The following is a 14,908-nucleotide window of genomic DNA, read 5'->3' as shown; positions in this document are numbered from 1 at the left end:
ATGGAAGAACTTAACGCACTCATGACGGGCTTCGGCCACGTCCTCAGCTGGCACAATATTGCGCTGATGTTCATCGGCATCCTGCTTGGTATCGTGGTCGGCGTACTCCCTGGCCTGGGCGGTCCGAATGGCGTCGCCATCCTGCTGCCGCTGACCTTCTCGATGAACCCGACCTCCGCGATCATCCTGCTCTCCTGTATTTATTGGGGCGCATTATTCGGCGGCGCCATCACCTCCATCCTGTTCAATATACCGGGGGAGGCGTGGTCAGTGGCCACTACCTTCGACGGTTACCCACTGGCGCAACAGGGCAAGGCCGGACAAGCGTTGACATCTGCGTTCACCGGTTCCTGCATAGGTGCATTGTTCGGTGTGATCGTCATCACCTTCCTCGCACCAGTGGTTGCGAAGTTCGCCTTGCGTTTCGGTCCACCGGAATTCTTCGCGGTCTACTTCCTGACCTTCTGCAGTTTCATCGGCATGGGCAAGGAACCAAAAGCGAAGATCATCATTTCGATGTGCGTCGGCTTCATGCTGGCGGCAGTCGGCATGGATACGGTCTCCGGCCAGTTGCGCATGACTTACGACATTCCTGACCTGCTGCGTGGCTTCGACTTCCTGGTCGCTGTGATTGGTTTATTTGGCGTCAGCGAAATCCTGATCACGATGGAAGAAGGCCTGGCCTTCAAGGGCAAGAAAGCAGCCATCGACCTGAAGATCGTGTTCAAGACCTGGGCACAGATGCCTCGCTACTGGATGACCCTCTTGCGCTCGTCGGTCATCGGTTGCTGGCTGGGTATTACGCCAGGCGGCGCGGTTGCCGCATCCTTCATGGGCTACGGTATGGCGAAGAAGCTGTCGCGTGATTCGGCATCCTTCGGCAAGGGCAATATGGAAGGCGTACTGGCACCGGAAACTGCAGCGCATGCAGCGGGTACCAGCGCACTCCTGCCTATGCTGGCACTCGGCATCCCTGGCTCCGCGACCGCCGCAGTTCTGCTCGGCGGCCTGATGATCTGGGGCTTGCAACCAGGTCCTATGCTATTCGTTGAACAGAAGGACTTTGTCTGGAGCCTGATCGCCAGTATGTACCTCGGTAACATCGTTGGCCTGCTGGTCGTGCTGAGCACAGTGCCGGTATTCGCAGCCATCCTGCGCATTCCGTTCTCCATCATTGCACCATCCATCATGGTGATCTGTGCAATCGGTGCTTATACCGTGCACGGCGCAGAGTTCGATATCTGGCTGATGGTGGTGTTCGGTGTGATCGGCTACATCTTCAAGAAGCTGCAGTACCCATTGGCACCGCTGGTGCTGGCGCTGGTACTCGGCGATCGTGCAGAAGATGCATTCCGTCAAACCATGGTGGGTTCCAAAGGCGCGCTCGGCGTGTTCTGGGGCAGCGGCCTGGTCGGCACGGTGATGACGCTGGCTGTGATTGCACTGGTCTGGCCTATCATCAGCAGTTTGATCAGCAACTTCCGTCAGGCCAGCCAAAAGCCAGCCTGATAGATGTGCAGTGGATGGGTATCATCCCATCCAAAACAAAAAGCCTGGAGATTACTCTCCAGGCTTTTTTCTTTTGTAGCTATCAGTTAAATACAGCGCTGATATCTTTGCATACGCTAATGAACCTCTTAATTACGCTGCCTTGCCATTCGCTGCACGCAGGTCAGCCATGACAGAATCACGCTTGTCGAGCAAATGCTGGCGCAAGATACCAGCCAGACGTTTGCCGTCGCGTGCTTCCAGCGCCTGTATCATTTCATCATGCTCATGGATCGCGCGGTCCCACTTCTCTTCTTTAAAGTTGGATTTAAAGCGCAGGGCCAGCAAGCGACGATTCACCGACAAATAGATCTGGCGCAGCATCGAATTGCGCGCTGCTTCATTGATCTTGTTATGGATGGTCTGGTTACGGCTGTAATAACCCGGCAAATCATTTTGCGAGCGACATACCAGCATGGCCTGGTGCAAGATTTTGATGTCCGCGATCTCGGCGGGCGAGATACGCTCCGCGGCCAGCTCACCCGACAAGGCTTCCAGGCCACTCATCATTTCAAACGCTTCCCAGATCTCGGTGTCATTCATCTTAGAGACGAAAGCACCGCGATTCGGCACGATATCTATCAAGCCTTCAGACGCAAGCACCTTCATCGCTTCACGCAAAGGCGTGCGCGAGATACCAAGGCGTTCGCATACTTCACGCTCGTTCAGCTTCATGCCTGGCGTCAGCACGCCTTCAATGATCAGCCGCTGCAAATGCTCGACCACTGCATCGTGCAAACGCTGACGTTCCATTCTTGGCAAGTCAGGGCTACTCATCTTTGCATCACCATCCATCAATGTATTTTGCATACGAAGTCCAAATTAATTTAACTCTATTTTAATCTAATTGTGTCTCTGGTGACGCAGCGCGCCATATAGCCAGGCAATAAAAACGATATATCCGGAAACTCTAGCTAAAGCCAATGCCATAAAAGGCTGGCGCGCCACCGGCAAAGTGATTCCGCATAGCCATTCCGGCAACATAAATCTCACCTTCAGCAAATTCGTCACGTTTAGCTGCAAAAGGCTTTACTAATCAAAAACCCTCTGCTAAAGTATTTTGTATGCAATATTCAATTGACGCGTAGTTTCCTTAGGAGAATGAAATGTTGAAGTTAGACTTCCACCCAGCGGGCCGCCATTTCTTGCAAATTCCAGGTCCTAGTCCTGTGCCAGACCGCATTCTGCGTGCGATGAGCCTGCCTACCATCGACCACCGCGGCCCTGAATTCGGCGCGCTGGGATTGCAAGTTCTGTCCGGCATTCAAAAGATTTTCAAAACCACCCAGCCTGTCGTGATCTACCCTGCTTCCGGTACCGGCGCATGGGAAGCAGCACTGACCAATACCCTCAGCCCTGGCGACACCGTACTGATGTATGAAACCGGTCACTTCGCTACGTTGTGGAAAAAAATGGCAGAGGCCCTCGGCCTCAAACCTGAATTCATCGGCCTGCCAGGTATCGAAGGCTGGCGTCGCGGCGTACAGGCAGATGCAATCGAAGCACGCCTGCGTGCCGATACCAGCCACACCATCAAGGCAGTCTGCGTCGTGCATAACGAAACCTCGACCGGCGTGACTTCGAATATCGCTGCAGTACGCAAAGCTATCGATGCCGCCAAGCACCCTGCACTGCTGCTGGTAGACACCATCTCCGGCCTCGCTGCCGCTGACTATCGCCACGATGAATGGGGCGTCGACGTTACTGTCTCCGGCTCGCAAAAAGGTTTGATGCTGCCACCTGGCATCAGCTTCAATGCCGTCTCGAAAAAAGCTATTGAAGCCAGCAAAACCGCCAAACTGCCACGCGCATTCTGGGGCTGGACTGAAATCATCGAGATGAACAAAACCGGCTACTGGCCATACACACCAAACACCAACCTGCTGTACGGCCTGAACGAAGCACTCGACATGATTCTGGAAGAAGGCCTGGACAATGTCTTTGCGCGCCACGATCGTCTGTCTGCAGCGTGCCGCCTGGCAGTCAACACCTGGGGCCTGGAAGTGCAATGCGCAGACCCGACCGTGTACTCGCCTATCCTGACCGGCGTGATGACACCGGAAGGCTTCGACGCTGATGCGATCCGCAAAACCATCTACGAGCGCTTCAATATGTCGCTGGGTACCGGCCTCGGCAAGATGAAAGGACGCATGTTCCGCATCGGCCATCTGGGTGAGGCAAATGATCTGAGCTTGATGGCGACACTGGCTGGCTGTGAAATGGGTCTGAAGATCGCAGGCGTCAAACTCGCAGGCAGCGGTGTAGTCGCGGCAATGGAGTACCTGGCTGAACAGAAAATTCCGCCGCTGAAAATCGCAGCGTGATTTAAAACGGTTCAAAACCACGACTGACTTTCATGCTTGCACAACAGCACATCGTTAGCAGGCTGCAATACGGATACAGATTTACCCGCTCGGGTAGATCTGTATCACCTCCTTTCGCCACCGAACTCTCCGCTGGCAGGTTTTACAGATGTAAGCACAGCAACAAAGTGCAGCACCACCAGAATACTTATCTGCTCCAGAAAAGGACAACCCGAACATGCTCGTCAAGCCTATCCACTTCGTTCCTGTAAGCGGCAGTAGTCCTAATCCGCTGGCCAGCCGTTTGCGCAAGGAATTGCGAGGCGACGTATTGTTCAGCAAGGCGGATCGCGGGCGTTACGCGACCGACGCCTCCATCTATCAAATCATGCCGATAGGCGTGGTGGTGCCGCGCGATCAGGATGACCTGCTGCTTGCCCTCGACATCGCACGTTCAGAAAAAACACCTATCCTCGCGCGTGGCGGCGGCACCAGCCAGTGCGGCCAGACCGTAGGCGAAGCGCTGGTCATCGATAACAGCAAATGGCTGAACAATGTCATCGACTTTGATCCGATAGCACGCACCGTCACCGTCGAGCCCGGCATCGTGCTCGATCATTTGAATGCATGGCTCAAACCGCATAACTTGTGGTTCCCGGTCGATGTCTCCACCGCCGCACAGTGCACGATAGGCGGCATGGCCGGCAATAACTCCTGCGGCTCGCGCTCGATTGAATACGGCAATATGGTGCACAACGTACTGGCCATCGATGCGGTACTCGCCGATGGCACGCAAGGCCGTTTCGAAACACTGGAAAAGATGGCCAGCAACGCACGCCTGCAGGAAATTACGCAGGGCCTGCGCGGCATCGCCCTGCGCGAACAAAGTGAAATCGTAGAACGCGTACCTAAAGTACTGCGTCGCGTCGGTGGCTACAACATCGACTTGTTCGATTGCCAGAATCCACGCGCTTATACTGATGATGGCAGCGCCAACCTGGCACACATCCTGGTCGGCTCCGAAGGCACGCTGGCATATAGTCGCCAACTGAAACTCAAGCTGGTGCCGCTGCCTAAGCACAAGGTACTCGGCGTTATCAATTTCCCGACCTTTTATCAGGCGATGGATTCGGCGCAGCACATCGTCAAGCTGCTGCCGACTGCAGTCGAGCTGGTCGACAGCACCATGATCAAGCTGTCGCTGAATAATTCAGCCTTCCGTCCGGTGATAGAAAAAGCACTGGTCGGTACGCCGGAAGCCATCCTGCTGGTGGAATTTTCAGGTGATGACAAGGCGGCGTTAGTAGAGCGCCTGTCGGCCCTGTCCGACCTGATGAGTGATCTCAGCCTGCCGGGTTCGGTGGTGGATATGGTCGATGCCGGTGAACAAAAATCATTGTGGGATGTACGCAAGGCCGGACTCAACATCATGATGAGCATGAAGGGTGACGGCAAGCCGGTTTCCTTCATCGAAGATTGCGCAGTGCCGCTGGTGCATCTGGCTGAATACACGAGTCGCCTGACCGAAGTCTTCCACAAATACCATACCGAAGGCACGTGGTATGCACATGCCAGCGTCGGCACCTTGCACGTGCGCCCTATCCTCGACATGCGTCGCAACGGTGCGGCCGATATGCGCCAGATCGCGGAAGAAGCCTCCGCCCTGGTGCGCGAATACAAAGGTGCCTATTCCGGCGAGCATGGCGACGGCTTGTGCCGCGGTGAATGGGTGTCCTGGCAATATGGGCCTAAGATCAACCAGGCTTTCAGCGAAATCAAGGACTTGTTCGATCCGGAAAATCGCTTCAATCCGGACAAGATCGTACGGCCGCCGAAGATGGATGAGAAAAGTAATTTCCGCTTTGCGCCCGGCTATCGCGAATTGCCGCTCAAGACACAAATGGATTGGTCCGCCTGGGACGTCACACGCGATCCTGCCACTGGTGTCGAAACCGCACCTGGCACTGGCGATGACCGCACCGGCGGTTTGGCCAAGGCGGTGGAGATGTGCAACAACAATGGTCACTGCCGTAAATTCGATGCAGACACCATGTGCCCCAGCTATCGCATCACCAAGGATGAACGCCACGTCACACGTGGTCGTGCCAATACCTTGCGTCTCGCGATCTCGGGACAGCTGGGTGACGACGGACTGGCCAGTGCCGAGGTGAAAGAAGTGCTCGACCTGTGCGTTTCGTGCAAAGGCTGCAAACGCGATTGCCCGACCGGCGTCGACATGGCCAAGATCAAGATAGAAGCACGCGCGGCATGGGCCAGCCGTCATGGCAGCACGCTGCGGGAAAAAATGGTGGCCTTCATGCCGCGCTACGCGCCTTATGTCAGCCGCATCGGCGGCTTGCTGGCGTTCGGCGACAAACTGCCGTTCATCTCCGGCTGGTTGAAGAAGGGCCTGGGGCTGGCACCACAGCGCGCCTTCCCGCGCTTCCGTACTTCCTTCCTGTCGCAACTAGGCACCCCTAAAAAGAACGCAAGTAGTAACAAGGAAGTGCTGCTGTTTGTCGATACCTTCAACAATTACATGGAACCGGAAAATGCACGCGCGGCACAAGCAGTATTGGAAGCGGCAGGCTACACCGTGCATTTCAATGTGAAAGAAGGTGAACGTCCACTGTGCTGCGGCCGTACGTATCTGTCCGCAGGCCTGGTCGATGAAGCGAAGCAGGAAGCACGACGCACCCTCGATGCACTGATGCCGTATATCAATCGCGGCGTCGCCGTCGTCGGCCTGGAACCATCCTGCCTGCTATCGCTGCGCGATGAATTCCTCAGCTATGGCTATGGCGAAGAAGCGAAGAAACTGGCGAGCATGGCGTGGCTGTTTGAAGAATTCCTCGTCAATGAAAAAGCGGCAGGACGCCTGCAACTGGACCTGAAACCGCTGGCCGTCAGCAAGGCCATGGTGCATGGTCACTGTCATCAGAAAGCTTTCAATGCGGTGCGTCCAGTACAAACCGTATTGCAATGGATACCGCAGCTGGATGTCGCGCTGATCGAATCATCCTGTTGCGGTATGGCGGGCAGCTTCGGCTATGAAGCCGAGCATTACGAAGCTTCGCAAGCCATGGGGGAGCTCAAGCTATTTCCGGCGATCCGCGCAGCAGAGGAAAACACCTTATTCGTCGCCGACGGCACCAGCTGCCGCCACCAAATTGCCGACGGGACACAGGAAAATGCCATACACGTCGCCCGCGTGCTGGCAGACTCCCTGAGCGCGCAGTAAACCTCTATACAGCCGTCAACAAAAGGCCTGTCCGGTTTCCGGGCAGGCCTTTTTTCATATCAGGCTGACAAGAGCCCGGAACCAATCCGTCTCTTGCAACTCCGACAAATACAAGCACACGCGATATACCGCCTCCGGATTACTTAATTCAGGGCTTTTGACATGGATCAAGCAAGCGCTTCACTGTCATCCTAGAATCAGAACAAGCAGCGTCCCCTACCCAGCGAAGGAGTACATCATGTTCAAAAAAATCCTCATCCCTACCGACGGCTCGCCACTTTCGGATAAAGCAGTCGATGCCGCCATCGAGTTTGCGCAAAAGATGGGCAGCGAATTGCTGGTGCTCTCGGTCGCCGAACCTTATGTATATATGGGCCTGATGGAAGGTGCCGGGGTATTCCCGACCGATCCGGTGATGTATGACGACAAGGTCAAGGAACTGGCGCAAAAGCACCTGGACAAAGTCGAAGCCGCCACCCGCAACAAAGGCGTTACTTGCAAAACCGTAGTTGCTGTCGGCCTCAGTCCATATGAAGAAATCGTACGCGTTGCAGAAGAGCAAAAATGTGATGCCATCTTCATGGCCTCGCATGGTCGCAAAGGTCTGAACAAACTCTTTATCGGTAGCGAAACGCAAAAAGTGCTCGCCCATACCAGCCTGCCGGTATTGGTTCTACGCTAAAGCACCGCCCCTCCGGGGCGACACTCGTCGCCCCTGCTGTTTCCGGTCGCGACCAGCGACCCGGCTGCTTTTGTCCCCGTGGTATCATTGCGCTTCGAAAAAATGCGCAGAAAACGTGCTTGTACAGCACAGGATGCAAGCGTATCCACCTCTGCCAGCCAGATCGCATCTCACCTTTTTCACCCTGATCGTCGTCATCTAGCCCTGAACGGAATTAGCCATGCGGATACAAACTTTCCTGCTCAGCTGCGCCCTTGCCCTTGTGACACTAAAGGCACAGGCATTTGACCGCCCGTTTCCGGATACCGTGAAACGTGGCGTGATGACACCTGCGAACTATCCAGCCATCATCATCGATGAAAAGACACGTACCTTGTCAGCCGGTGCCCGCATCTGGAACCAGGACAATATGATAGAGATGCCATCCGCCTTGCGCGGCACTGATTTCGCAGTGAATTACACGGAAAGCGATACCGGCGACATCGATCGCATCTGGATACTCACCGCTGACGAAGCGAAGAAAACATTGCCGCTGCTGCCAGTCAAGCCGACACCAGTCCAACCATTGCCAGCACCAGTAAGCACGACCAAATAAGTAAACGTTAGATAAGCCACACCATGCAGAAGAAGATATACATCAAGACTTTCGGTTGCCAGATGAACGAGTACGACTCGGACAAAATGGTCGACGTCCTCAATGCCTCCGAAGGTTTGATCAAAACCGACACACCGGAAGATGCCGATGTGATCCTGCTCAATACCTGTTCAGTACGGGAAAAAGCGCAAGAGAAAGTATTCTCTGATCTCGGCCGTCTGCGTGAGCTGAAGGTCAACAAACCCGACCTCGTGATCGGCGTCGGTGGTTGCGTCGCGTCACAGGAAGGCGATGTCATCGTCAAACGTGCGCCGTATGTCGATCTGGTGTTCGGCCCGCAAACCCTGCATCGCCTGCCGGAGATGCTGAAACAGCGCCGTTCCACCGGCCGCTCGCAAGTCGATATCAGCTTCCCGGAAATCGAAAAGTTTGATCACATGCCACCCGCCAAGGTGGAAGGCGCAACGGCTTTCGTTTCCATCATGGAAGGTTGCAGCAAATATTGCAGCTACTGCGTCGTGCCTTATACCCGCGGTGAAGAAGTCTCGCGCCGCTTCGACGATGTGCTGGCTGAAGTCGCCGGACTCGAAGCACAAGGCGTGAAAGAAATCACCCTGCTCGGACAAAACGTCAACGCCTATCGCGGCGAAATGGCGGATGGCGAGATCGCCGACTTCGCACTGCTGATCGAATACATCGCCGAGCTGGAAGGCATAGAACGGATACGCTACGTTACCAGCCATCCGAAAGAATTCACGCAACGCCTGATCGATACCTACGCCAAAGTACCCAAGCTGGTGAACCACCTCTATCTGCCGGCGCAACATGGCTCGGACCGCATACTGGCGGCCATGAAACGTGGCTACACGTCGCTCGAATACAAATCCATATTGCGTCGCTTGCGTGAAGTGCGTCCGAACATTTCTATCTCGTCTGACTTCATCGTTGGCTTCCCCGGCGAAACCGATGCCGACTTTGAAGCAATGATGAAACTGATCACCGACATCGGTTACGACAATAGCTTCAGTTTCATCTTCAGCCCGCGTCCGGGCACGCCTGCGGCCAACCTGGAAGATGACACACCACACGAAGTCAAACTCCAGCGCCTGCAACGCCTGCAAGCAGTGATTGATCAGAATACACGTCGCTACAGCGGTGAAATGGTCGGTACCGTACAGCGCATCCTGGTGGAAGGCCCGTCGAAGAAAGACGACAACGAACTGCAAGGTCGTACCGAAAATAACCGGGTCGTCAACTTTGCCGCGGGTGAACATGGTGCACGCCTGATCGGCCAGATGGTTGATGTCAATATCGTGCAGTCCTTCGCCTATACATTGCGTGGCGAAATCATCGTGAAGCAGTAAATCCGCTGCCTACACATTTATCGTGCAAGCCCCTAAATAAGCTAGCCATCCAAAATTGAAAACAAAAACTGCCGTCCAACCTCTGTATTTCGTCCCCGAACCGCTGGATAACAAGCGCCTCGCGCATCTGTGCGGCCCTATGGATGAAAACCTGCGGCAAATTTCCGCTGCACTCGATGTCACCATCTTCCGCCGTGGCGAGAAATTCATCGTCAGTGGCAGCAACGGTGCGCGTGCGCTGGAAATCCTGGAACAGTTTTATGAAGTGGCCGATAAAATCGTGCCGCTGGAAGAAGTACAACTGGCATTGGTAGAACAACGTGCGGCACTGGCAGAGCCGGAACTGGTATTGCCGCTTGCAAAAAGCAAACCGTCGAAGAAGAAAGTCGTCGAATCAGTCACCGACGCACCTGTCTTGAAAACACGCCGTCATGATTTGCGCGGCCGTACGCCGCATCAGATCCAGTACATCAAAGCCATCATGGAACACGACATCACCTTCGGTGTCGGTCCGGCCGGTACCGGTAAAACCTATCTCGCAGTCGCCTGCGCCGTCGATGCGCTGGAACGTGATGCAGTCAAACGCATCGTGCTGACCCGCCCTGCAGTGGAAGCAGGCGAACGACTCGGCTTCCTGCCGGGCGACCTGTCGCAAAAGATCGACCCGTATCTGCGTCCGCTGTACGACGCGCTGTACGACTTGCTCGGCTTCGACCGCACGCAAAAAATGTTCGAGAAGCAGGCAATCGAAATTGCACCACTTGCCTATATGCGTGGCCGCACCCTGAACCACGCATTCGTGATCCTGGATGAAGCGCAAAACACTACGCCGGAACAAATGAAGATGTTCCTGACGCGTATAGGTTTCGGCAGCAAGGCCGTCGTTACCGGCGACATCACGCAAATCGATTTGCAACACAATCAAAAAAGCGGTTTGGTAGAAGCCGTAGACGTACTGAAAGATGTACGCGGCCTCGCCTTCACCCGCTTCTCCAGCGCCGACGTGGTGCGCCATCCACTGGTAGCCCGCATAGTCGACGCCTATGATGAAGCAAACCAGCTGACCAAACCCGTTGCCAAGAAAACCGTAGCCACCAAAACCGCGACCAAACATGCTGCAAAAAAATAAGCTTTCCCTGTCCGTGCAATACCCGGACAAACGCCTGCAAGACACCATCACCCGTCCCAAATTACGCAGCTGGGTCAAGGCTGCCTTGCTGGCACCGGCGCAGATCACGCTGCGCTTCGTCGATGCCGAAGAAGGCAAGGTCTTGAACCGCAATTACCGCGGCAAGGATTACGCCACCAATGTCCTGACCTTCGCCTATACCGAAGACGAAGACGCTGAAACCACGCAGGCTGACATCATTCTCTGTACCGACGTATTGCAACTGGAAGCGGCGGAGCAGGAAAAAAGCCTGGAAGAACATGCGGCGCATCTGGTGGTGCACGGCGTGCTGCATGCACAAGGTTACGACCACGAATCGGACGAAGAAGCAGAAGAAATGGAAGCGCTGGAAATCGAGATCCTGGCTGAGCTGGGTTACCGCAATCCCTACATCAACCTTTGATTTCATTGCTCTTGCGCGTAGGCAAGCACTTGCTTTCACGCGCTTTCCGCTCCATTTTTGGTGGTGCGCGGCATTTGTTGTATCCTAATATCTATCGCAACTACCCCCGCAACGGCTTTTCGCCATATGCAAGACATTCCCACTAGCGGCAAATCCGGCGATGCCAAACCGCATCGATCGCTGATTGAACGCCTGACCGCACTGATCGCCCCCGAACCCGAAAGTCGCTCCGAGTTACTGACCATCTTGCACGATGCGCATGAGCGCAACCTGATCGATGCAGATGCCCTCGCAATGATAGAAGGCGTGTTTCAAGTGTCGGAATTGTCGGCCCGCGACATCATGGTGCCGCGCGCGCAGATGGATGTAGTTGATATCACCAAACCAATAGAAGAATGGCTGCCCATGGTGCTGAGCACCGCCCACTCGCGCTTCCCGGCAGTGGACGGCGAACGCGACAAGGTGGTCGGCATCCTGATGGCCAAGGATTTGTTGCGCTACTACGCGGACGAAGCCTTTGATATACGCCGTATGCTGCGCACCGCAGTGTTCATCCCTGAATCCAAGCGCCTGAATGTTTTGTTGAGTGATTTCCGCGCCAAGCACAATCACATGGCGATCGTGGTCGACGAATACGGCGGTGTCGCCGGCCTGATCACGATTGAAGACGTACTCGAACAAATCGTCGGCGATATCGAAGATGAATACGATTTCGACGATGACGAAGACAATATATTGCCTATCAAGGCAGGCGAACATGGCCCGCGCTGGCGCGTCAAGGCATTGACCGAAATCGCACAGTTCAATGAAGAACTCGGTACCTTCCTGGCCAATCCCGATGTCGACACCATAGGCGGCTACATCGCCGACCATCTGGCACGCATGCCGCATAAGGGTGAAGTGGTGGACATCGATGGCTTGCGCTTTGAAATCCTGCGTGCCGATGCACGTCATATCCATGTCGTGCTGGTGGAAAAATTACCACCTGCTCCTAGCGAGGATGCTCTTGATAGCTAATCTGGTACCACCTCGCATCCGCATCCTGCTGCAGCGCCAACGCGTGTGCCGCAATTGACTTCCTTCCGCTTCAGCCCGACCCAGGCCGCCATCGCCGCATTGTTTGCAGGTGCTTGCAATGTGTTCGCCTTCGCGCCTTACGGCTATTGGCCAATACAAATCCTGGCACTGGCGCTGCTGTTTCACCTGTTGCAGCAAGCCGCTTCCGTCAAAGCGGGCGTACTGCTGGGCTGGCTGTATGGCTTCGGCTGGTCTGTAGTCTGCGTCTACTGGCTGTACATCAGCATGCATCAATATGGCGGCATGCCAGCACCGCTGGCGGCACTGGCCGTGGCCTTGCTGGCACTCTTGCTCGGTGCATTCCCGGCCCTGGCAACCGGTCTGGCAACCTGCTTCCGGCGTGATCGCACAGTCCCTGCGTGGATTACGCTACTGCTGGTACTGCCAGCCTTGTGGATGTTTTCTGAATGGCTGCGCGGCTGGGTGTTTACCGGCTTTCCGTGGGCGATTTCCGGCTATGCGCACACGGCTAGTCCGCTGACTGGCTATGCACCGTTGATAGGCGTGTATGGACTGGGCTGGCTGGTGGCCGTACTGGCAGCATGCCTGGTACTGCTGCCGGGCAAAAAAAGCGCGGGCGTCCTCTTGCTCGCTATCCTGGCACTCGGCCTGGGACTGAAATCGTTGAGCTGGGCTACACCAAACGGCCAACCTATCTCGGTGCGCCTGCTGCAAGGCAATGTACCGCAAGAGATCAAGTTCGACGCCGAACAACTCAATGCCACGCTAACGCTGTACGAAGATTTAATCCGCGCCGCCCCGGCCGACCTGATTGCTACGCCGGAAACCGCGCTGCCTTTACTGGCGCATCAGTTGCCGGTCGATTACCTGCCACGCCTGGCCGAATTCGCCACCGCTTCGAACAGCCACCTGGCGATAGGCATACCCATCAGCGACGGCCCGCAGCAATACGCCAATAGCGTCATCGGCATCGCGCCTACACCGGCAAATCGCGCCACACCCAAGCTGTATCGCTACGACAAACATCATCTGGTGCCATTCGGCGAATTTATTCCGTTCGGTTTCCGTTGGTTTGTCGACATGATGAATATCCCGCTCGGCGATTTCAGCCGTGGTGATGCCTTGCAAGCACCGTTTTCCGTCAAGGACCAATGGGTGCTGCCGAATATTTGCTATGAAGATTTGTTTGGTGAAGAGATCGCCGGTCAATTGCGCGCCAGCAATGCTGCCGGTAATCCGGTCGCAAGCTTGCTGCTGAATGTCTCGAACATCGCGTGGTTTGGCGATTCCATCGCCCTGCCGCAACACTTGCAAATATCGCAAATGCGGGCACTGGAGACCGGCCGCCCCATGCTGCGCTCCACCAATACCGGTGTTACTGCCATCATTGCCCCCGACGGCAAAGTACTGGCGCAGCTCAAACCGTACGAGCGCAATGTACTGACTGCCTCGGTTCAGGGCTACCGTGGCATTACCCCCTATGTCGCAGTCGGCAACGCTTTCATCGTCCTGCTGGCGCTGGCCTTGCTGTTGGCCGCCTGGTATCTTGCGCGCAGAACCCCTAGTAGCCGCTAAAACCCGGTAAAATCTAGGGTTTTGGCAACACTGCCCTCGCCCGCCCCGGGTGATGCAAAAATTCAAACAAAATGCTCACATTTCAACAAATTATTCTGACGCTCCAGAAGTACTGGGACGCCCAAGGCTGCGCACTGCTACAACCATACGATATGGAAGTCGGCGCCGGTACTTCACACACCGCGACTTTCCTGCGTGCAATCGGACCGGAACCATGGCGCGCTGCCTATGTGCAGCCTTCGCGCCGCCCGAAAGACGGCCGTTACGGGGAAAACCCGAACCGCCTGCAGCACTACTACCAATACCAGGTTGTATTGAAACCGGCACCGGACAACATCCTCGAACTCTATCTGGGTTCGCTCGAAGCACTCGGCTTTGACCTGAAAAGCAACGATATCCGCTTTGTCGAAGACGACTGGGAAAACCCGACGCTGGGTGCCTGGGGCCTAGGCTGGGAAGTCTGGCTGAACGGCATGGAAGTCACACAATTCACTTACTTCCAGCAAGTCGGTGGCATCAACTGCAAACCGATTACAGGTGAAATCACCTACGGCCTGGAACGTCTCGCCATGTATCTGCAAGGTGTCGACAATGTGTACGACTTGCGCTGGACTGACAAGCTGTCTTACGGCGATGTCTACAAGCAAAATGAAATCGAGCAATCGACCTACAACTTCGAACACAGCGATGCCGACTTCCTGTTCACCGCTTTCGGTGCGCATGAAAAGCAAGCGCTCAACCTGATCGATAACAAACTGGCGTTGCCAGCGTATGAGCAAGTCCTGAAAGCAGCGCATACCTTCAACCTGCTGGATGCACGCGGTGCCATTTCGGTGACGGAACGTGCTGCCTATATCGGCCGCATCCGCAACCTCGCACGCAGCGTTGCACGCAGCTACCTGGACAGCCGCGCACGCCTCGGCTTCCCTATGGCAAAACCAGAACATGCCGCCGAAGTGCTGGCCCAGATTGAGAAGGAAGCGGCATAAGT

The 14,908-nt window shown here is 55.5% G+C and carries 12 protein-coding genes; 11 read left to right on the top strand and 1 reads right to left on the bottom strand.

Annotated features, from left to right (window positions below; translation table 11 throughout):
- On the top strand, positions 1–1,509 hold the full coding sequence (locus IXC47_RS07690) for a tripartite tricarboxylate transporter permease (protein WP_175627036.1): 1,509 nt from the start codon (positions 1–3) through the stop codon (positions 1,507–1,509).
- A 132-nt stretch (positions 1,510–1,641) separates the two neighbouring features.
- Here the strand turns inward: IXC47_RS07690 and IXC47_RS07685 are convergent, their stop codons facing one another.
- Positions 1,642–2,358, bottom strand: a complete 717-nt coding sequence (locus IXC47_RS07685; RefSeq protein ID WP_195875177.1) for a GntR family transcriptional regulator — start codon at positions 2,356–2,358, stop codon at positions 1,642–1,644.
- Positions 2,359–2,654: 296 nt separating this feature from the next.
- Between IXC47_RS07685 and IXC47_RS07680 the strand changes: the two genes are divergently transcribed.
- The 10 genes from IXC47_RS07680 to glyQ all read left to right on the top strand — a co-directional run bounded on the left by IXC47_RS07680 (position 2,655) and on the right by glyQ (position 14,906).
- Complete coding sequence (locus IXC47_RS07680; protein WP_195875176.1) at positions 2,655–3,872, top strand: pyridoxal-phosphate-dependent aminotransferase family protein; 1,218 nt, start codon at positions 2,655–2,657, stop codon at positions 3,870–3,872.
- A 217-nt stretch (positions 3,873–4,089) separates the two neighbouring features.
- Complete coding sequence (locus tag IXC47_RS07675; RefSeq protein WP_195875175.1) at positions 4,090–7,092, top strand: FAD-binding and (Fe-S)-binding domain-containing protein; 3,003 nt, start codon at positions 4,090–4,092, stop codon at positions 7,090–7,092.
- Between the two features lie 238 nt (positions 7,093–7,330).
- Positions 7,331–7,774 (top strand): universal stress protein, encoded by a 444-nt coding sequence (locus IXC47_RS07670; RefSeq protein ID WP_175627032.1) that lies wholly within the window; start codon positions 7,331–7,333, stop codon positions 7,772–7,774.
- Positions 7,775–7,994: 220 nt separating this feature from the next.
- Positions 7,995–8,369: a hypothetical protein gene (locus IXC47_RS07665; protein WP_175627031.1), complete on the top strand. Its 375-nt coding sequence runs from the start codon at positions 7,995–7,997 to the stop codon at positions 8,367–8,369.
- 23 nt (positions 8,370–8,392) lie between these two features.
- Positions 8,393–9,733: a tRNA (N6-isopentenyl adenosine(37)-C2)-methylthiotransferase MiaB gene (gene miaB, locus IXC47_RS07660; RefSeq protein WP_195875174.1), complete on the top strand. Its 1,341-nt coding sequence runs from the start codon at positions 8,393–8,395 to the stop codon at positions 9,731–9,733.
- 55 nt (positions 9,734–9,788) lie between these two features.
- Positions 9,789–10,862, top strand: coding sequence for a PhoH family protein (locus IXC47_RS07655; RefSeq protein ID WP_195875173.1), 1,074 nt, complete (start codon positions 9,789–9,791; stop codon positions 10,860–10,862).
- On the top strand, positions 10,846–11,304 hold the full coding sequence (ybeY, locus tag IXC47_RS07650) for an rRNA maturation RNase YbeY (RefSeq protein ID WP_175627028.1): 459 nt from the start codon (positions 10,846–10,848) through the stop codon (positions 11,302–11,304). The genes IXC47_RS07655 and ybeY overlap by 17 nt, the downstream gene beginning before the upstream one ends.
- A gap of 126 nt (positions 11,305–11,430) precedes the next feature.
- Complete coding sequence (locus tag IXC47_RS07645) at positions 11,431–12,321, top strand: HlyC/CorC family transporter (RefSeq protein WP_175627027.1); 891 nt, start codon at positions 11,431–11,433, stop codon at positions 12,319–12,321.
- Positions 12,322–12,366: 45 nt separating this feature from the next.
- Positions 12,367–13,917, top strand: coding sequence for an apolipoprotein N-acyltransferase (gene lnt, locus IXC47_RS07640; protein WP_195875172.1), 1,551 nt, complete (start codon positions 12,367–12,369; stop codon positions 13,915–13,917).
- Positions 13,918–13,988: 71 nt separating this feature from the next.
- Positions 13,989–14,906, top strand: a complete 918-nt coding sequence (gene glyQ, locus IXC47_RS07635; RefSeq protein ID WP_175627025.1) for a glycine--tRNA ligase subunit alpha — start codon at positions 13,989–13,991, stop codon at positions 14,904–14,906.
- Positions 14,907–14,908: the final 2 nt, after the last annotated feature.

This window comes from Herminiimonas contaminans (assembly GCF_015645465.1).
Lineage (GTDB): Bacteria > Pseudomonadota > Gammaproteobacteria > Burkholderiales > Burkholderiaceae_D > Oxalicibacterium > Oxalicibacterium contaminans.
Note: the sequence above shows the minus strand (reverse complement) of the source record. Positions and strands in the feature narration are given on the sequence as shown.